The following is a 5,408-nucleotide window of genomic DNA, read 5'->3' as shown; positions in this document are numbered from 1 at the left end:
GCTGACCGGCGGCGATGACGGCCGCGTGAAGGCCGTCAAGTTCAAGGACGGCATGGAAGTCGCGGCCGACCTGGTGGTGATGGCCGTCGGCATTCGCCCCAACACCGAGCTGGCCGAGAAGATGCGCCTGCACTGCAACCGCGGCATCGTGGTCAACGACACCATGCAGACCGTCACCGACGCCCGCATCTACTCGGTCGGCGAATGCGCGGCGCACCGTGGCATCGCCTATGGGCTGGTGGCGCCGCTGTTCGAGCAGGCCAAGGTGGCGGCCAATCACCTGGCGGAATTCGGCATCGGCCGCTACCTGGGCTCGCTCACCTCCACCAAGCTCAAGGTCACGGGCATCGACCTGTTTTCGGCCGGCAACTTCACCGGCGGCGAGGGCTGCGAAGACATCGTGATGAGCGACCCCTTCGGCGGGGTCTACAAGAAGCTGGTGATCAAAGACGACAAGCTGATCGGCGCCTGCCTGTACGGCGACACCGCCGATGGCAGTTGGTACTTCAAGCTCTTGCGCGATGGCCGCAGCGTGCACGACATCCGCGACAAGCTGATGTTCGGTGAGTCGAACATCGGCGACGTGGGCCACGAAGGCCACAACAAGGCTGCGGCCATGGCCGACAGCGACGAAGTCTGCGGCTGCAACGGCGTCAACAAGGGCACCATCTGCAAGGCCATCAAGGAAAAAGGCCTGTTCACGCTCGAAGAGGTGCGCAAGCAGACCAAGGCCTCGGCCTCTTGCGGCTCTTGCACCGGCCTGGTCGAACAGCTGCTCATGTTCACGGCAGGTGGCGACTATTCGGCCACGCCGAAGAAGAAGGCCATGTGTGGCTGCACCGATGCGAGCCATCAGGAGGTGCGCGACGCCATTCGCGAGCAGAAACTGCTCACCATCGGCGACACCTACAAGGCCATGGCGTGGCGCACACCCAACGGGTGCTCGAGCTGCCGCCCGGCCGTCAACTACTACGTCACCAGCACCTGGCCGAAAGAGGCCAAGGACGACCCGCAATCGCGCTTCATCAACGAGCGCAGCCACGCCAACATCCAGAAAGACGGCACCTACTCCGTCATTCCGCGCATGTGGGGCGGCGAGACCACGGCCGCCGAGTTGCGCCGCATCGCCGACGCAGTCGACAAGTACAAGATCCCCACCGTCAAGGTCACCGGCGGCCAGCGCATCGACCTGCTGGGCGTGAAGAAGGAAGACCTGGTCAACGTGTGGAAAGACATCGGCATGCCCAGCGGCCACGCCTACGCCAAGGCACTGCGCACGGTCAAGACCTGCGTGGGCAGCGAGTGGTGCCGCATGGGCACGCAAGACAGCACCCAGATGGGCAAGGACCTGGAGCGCGCCATGTGGCGCATGTATGCCCCGCACAAGGTCAAGTTCGCCGTCTCCGGCTGCCCGCGCAACTGCGCCGAAGCCGGCATCAAGGACGTGGGTGTGATCGGTGTCGATTCCGGCTGGGAGATGTACATCGCCGGCAACGGCGGCATCAAGACCGAGGTGGCGCACTTCTTCGTCAAGGTCAAGACAGCTGCCGAAGTGCTCGAGTACACCGGCGCCTTCTGCGAGCTCTACCGCCAGGAGGGCTGGTACCTCGAGCGCACGGTGCACTACGTGAACCGCGTGGGCCTCGACTACGTGAAGAAGCGCATCCTCGACGATGCCGAAGGCCGCAAGGCCCTGTGGGAGCGTTTGCAATTTGCACTGGACGGCGAACCCGACCCGTGGTTCGAATTCGACAAAGCCGCGGTGGACACCCGCCAGTTCTCCCCTCTCTCCGCCTGAGCCCGCCATGAGCCAATGGAAATCCATCTGCCCCGTCTCCGACATTCCGGTGCTGGGTGCCCGCCGCGTCGTCCGTGCCCAGGGCACTGCCGTGGCGGTGTTCCGCAACAGCGAAGACAAAGTGTTTGCACTGCTCGACAAGTGCCCGCACAAGGGCGGCCCGCTGAGCCAGGGCATCGTGTTCGGTGAGAGCGTCGCCTGCCCCTTGCACAACTGGACCATCGGCCTGAGCGACGGCTGCGCGCAGGCGCCTGATGTCGGTTGCACCACACCGTTCAAGGTGAAGGTCGACAACGGGGTGGTGCACCTCGATCTTGATGAGCTGAACTCGCTCGCCCTCGACGAGGTCCAGGCGACGGCATGAACAAGAGGGCCGAGCGCCGGGCCGCTCCCAAGCCGGCCCGCGCCCCCTCGGGGGGCCGTTTGACGCACCCGTCGAACGAGGGGTTGTCATGACTGAAACGCGCAGCACCTGCCCGTATTGCGGGGTCGGCTGCGGTGTGATCATCGAGTCGCACGGCGACCAGATCACCGGTGTGCGCGGTGACCCGGATCACCCGGCCAACTTCGGTCGCCTGTGCACCAAGGGCAGCACGCTCCACCACACCGCCGCCAAGCCAATCACGCTGCAAGCGCGGCTGCTGCAGCCTGCGCACCGCCTCTCTCGCCAAAGCGCGCCGCAGGCCGTGTCGTGGGACGCTGCGCTCACGCTCGCCACCGACAAGTTCGCGCAGGTCATCACCGAGCACGGGCCCGACGCCGTGGGCTTCTACATCTCGGGCCAGCTGTTGACCGAGGATTACTACGTCTTCAACAAGCTTGCCAAGGGCTTGATCGGCACCAACAACGTCGACACCAATTCGCGCCTGTGCATGAGCAGCGCAGTGGCTGGCTACAAGGCCACGCTCGGGGCCGACGCGCCGCCGGCCTGTTACGACGACCTGAACTTTGCGTCCACGCTCTTCATCACCGGCTCGAACACCGCCTTCGCCCACCCCATCCTCTACCGCCGCATCGAAGACGCCAAGCGCGCCAACCCGGCGTTGAAGATGATCGTGGCCGACCCGCGCCGCACCGAGACGGCCGAAGCGGCCGACCTGCACCTGCCCATCCTGCCCGGCACCGACGTGGCGCTGTACCACGGCATGCTGCACGTGATGCTGTGGGAAGGCCTGACCGACAGCGCCTACATCGCCGCCCACACCCCAGGCTTCGAAGCCCTGCGCAACCGGGTGCGCGACTTCACGCCCAAACATGTCGCTGAGGTTTGCGGCATCAGGGAAGATGCGCTGCTGCAAGCGGCACGCTGGTTTGGTGATGCAAACGGCCGCACGCTGTCGCTCTACTGCCAAGGCCTCAACCAGAGCAGCAGCGGCACCGCCAAGAACGCCGCGCTCATCAACCTGCACCTGGCCACCGGCCAGATCGGCAAACCCGGCGCCGGGCCCTTCTCGCTCACCGGGCAGCCCAATGCGATGGGCGGGCGCGAGGTCGGCGGCCTGGCCAACCTGCTGAGCGCGCACCGCGACCTGGCCAACCCGGAACACCGTGCCGAAGTGGCGCGGCTGTGGGGCGTGCCGGAGGTGCCGGCCACGCCGGGCAAGACCGCGGTCGAGATGTTCGAGGCCGCCGCCGACGGGCAGATCAAGGCGCTGTGGATCGCCTGCACCAACCCCGCGCAGTCGATGCCCGACCAGACCACGGTGCGCCGTGCGCTGGAGCGCGCCGAGTTCGTGGTGGTGCAAGAGGCCTTCGGCACCACCACCACCTGCGAGTACGCCGACCTGCTGCTGCCCGCCACCACCTGGGGCGAAAAAGACGGCACCGTCACCAACAGCGAGCGCCGCATCAGCCGCGTGCGCCCGGCCATCGCGAGCCCCGGCGAGACGCGTCACGACTGGGCCGCCGTGGTCGACTTCGCTCAACGGCTAGAGCAGAAGCTGCGCCCCCATCAACCCACGCTCTTTGCCTACGACACACCCGAGTCGGTGTGGAACGAACACCGCGAAAGCACACGCGGCCGCGACCTCGACATCACCGGCCTGAGCTACGCCCAACTTGACGCTGCGCCGGCACAGTGGCCCTTCCCGGAAGGTGCGACCACCGGCCGCACGCGCCTCTACGAAGACGGCATCTTCCCCACCGCCGACGGCCGCGCCAAGTTTGCCGACGTGGCCTACAACAAGGTGGCCGAGCCACGTGATGCGCGCTACCCCGTTTCGCTCACCACCGGCCGACTGCGCGACCAGTGGCACGGCATGAGCCGCACCGGCACCGTGGGCCGCTTGTTCGGCCACGTGCCCGAGCCCAACGTCGAGATGAACCCGCAAGACCTGGTGCGCATGAAGCTCACCAATGGCGACCTGGTCCACGTCACCTCTCGGCGTGGCAGCGTCGTGCTGCCGGTGCAAGCCAGCGACCAGGTGGCCTCCACGCAGGCCTTCATCGCCATGCACTGGGGCGAAGAATTCCTCTCCGGCAGCACCGGCACGGGCACGCGCATCACGGGGGTCAATGTGTTGACCGGCCCGGCGTTCTGCCCCACCTCCAAACAGCCCGAACTCAAGCATGCCGCCGTCAAGGTGCTCAAGGCCGAGCTGCCGTGGCGCCTGCTCGGAGTGGCCTGGTTGCCCGACGACAAGGCGGTGTGGGCACGCGAGCAGCTCAAGCCGCTGATGCGCGCTTTTGCGTTTGCGAGCTGCGTTCCCTTTGGGCGCGAGCGCAGCGGCGTGCTGTTTCGCGCTGCCGCGTACGAAGCTGCGCCCGACGAGCTGCTGACACGCATCGAAGGCATTCTGGGTTTGGGCGGCACCGAGGTGCTGCACTACGCCGACAAACGCCGCGGCCAGCGGCGCACTATGCGGCTCGCGCCTGTGGGTGACAAGACCCAGCTGGAGGGCTTTGTGCTCGCCGGCGACATCAGTGCCGAGGTGTGGATCAAACCCCTGCTGCAAGACGAGCTGCCAGCCCAGGCTTATGGGCGCTTGCTGCTGGTGCCGGGCGCACGCGCACCCGTCGCGGTGCAGTCACGCGGGCGACAGGTTTGCACCTGCTTCAACGTGGCTGAACCCGAGATCAACGCCGCACTCGAAGCCTGCCAGGGCGCGCCCGACGCGCAGCTCGCGCAACTGCAGGACAGCCTGAAATGCGGCACCAATTGTGGTTCGTGCATCCCCGAGTTGAAGCGCATGATCCGTGCGCAGGCACCCGTGGCGTGAGCCGCCCGCTCTTGATGACATCTCCCTAGAATCGCGCCCCGCGCCGTGGTGTCATCCCATGGCCCGGGTCTTGCGAAACAGAACCAGGGATACACCATGAGCATCAGCCACTACATCAAGGAAATCGGCCGCGGCAAAGAAGGCGCCCGCTCGCTCAACACCGAGCAGGCGCACGACCTGATGAGCCAGGTGCTCGACGGCCACGTGACCGACCTCGAGCTCGGCGCATTTGCCATGGCCATGCGCATCAAGGGCGAGACGGTGGACGAGACCGCAGGCTTCCTGCAGGCCGCCACCGCACGCTGCCTGCCCATCACCACCCGGCAGCCGGCGGTCGTGCTGCCGTCGTACAACGGTGCGCGCAAGCTGCCCAACCTCACCACGCTGCTGGC

The 5,408-nt window shown here is 66.5% G+C and carries 3 protein-coding genes and 1 pseudogene; all 4 read left to right on the top strand.

The genetic code is table 11. The features are described from left to right. On the top strand, positions 1-1,798 hold a 1,798-nt coding region (gene nirB / locus RMO40_RS19820), incomplete at its 5' end, for a nitrite reductase large subunit NirB (protein WP_309725043.1). A gap of 7 nt (positions 1,799-1,805) precedes the next feature. Continuing rightward, positions 1,806-2,162: a nitrite reductase small subunit NirD gene (nirD, locus tag RMO40_RS19815; protein ID WP_309725041.1), complete on the top strand. Its 357-nt coding sequence runs from the start codon at positions 1,806-1,808 to the stop codon at positions 2,160-2,162. Positions 2,163-2,250: 88 nt separating this feature from the next. Further along, positions 2,251-5,016, top strand: coding sequence for a molybdopterin-dependent oxidoreductase (locus tag RMO40_RS19810; RefSeq protein WP_309725039.1), 2,766 nt, complete (start codon positions 2,251-2,253; stop codon positions 5,014-5,016). 96 nt (positions 5,017-5,112) lie between these two features. Then, positions 5,113-5,408, top strand: a pseudogene (locus tag RMO40_RS19805) (DNA-binding protein YbiB); the annotation flags it as partial.

Origin of the sequence: Rhizobacter sp. (genome assembly GCF_031412075.1) — a bacterium.
Lineage (GTDB): Bacteria > Pseudomonadota > Gammaproteobacteria > Burkholderiales > Burkholderiaceae_C > Rhizobacter.
This window is presented reverse-complemented; position numbering and strand designations above follow the sequence as displayed.

Coding starts and splice junctions, on each gene's coding strand:
- nirD (WP_309725041.1), top strand. CDS start 1,806: ATGAGCCAATGGAAATCCATCTGCCCCGTCTCCGACATTCCGGTGCTG.
- RMO40_RS19810 (WP_309725039.1), top strand. CDS start 2,251: ATGACTGAAACGCGCAGCACCTGCCCGTATTGCGGGGTCGGCTGCGGT.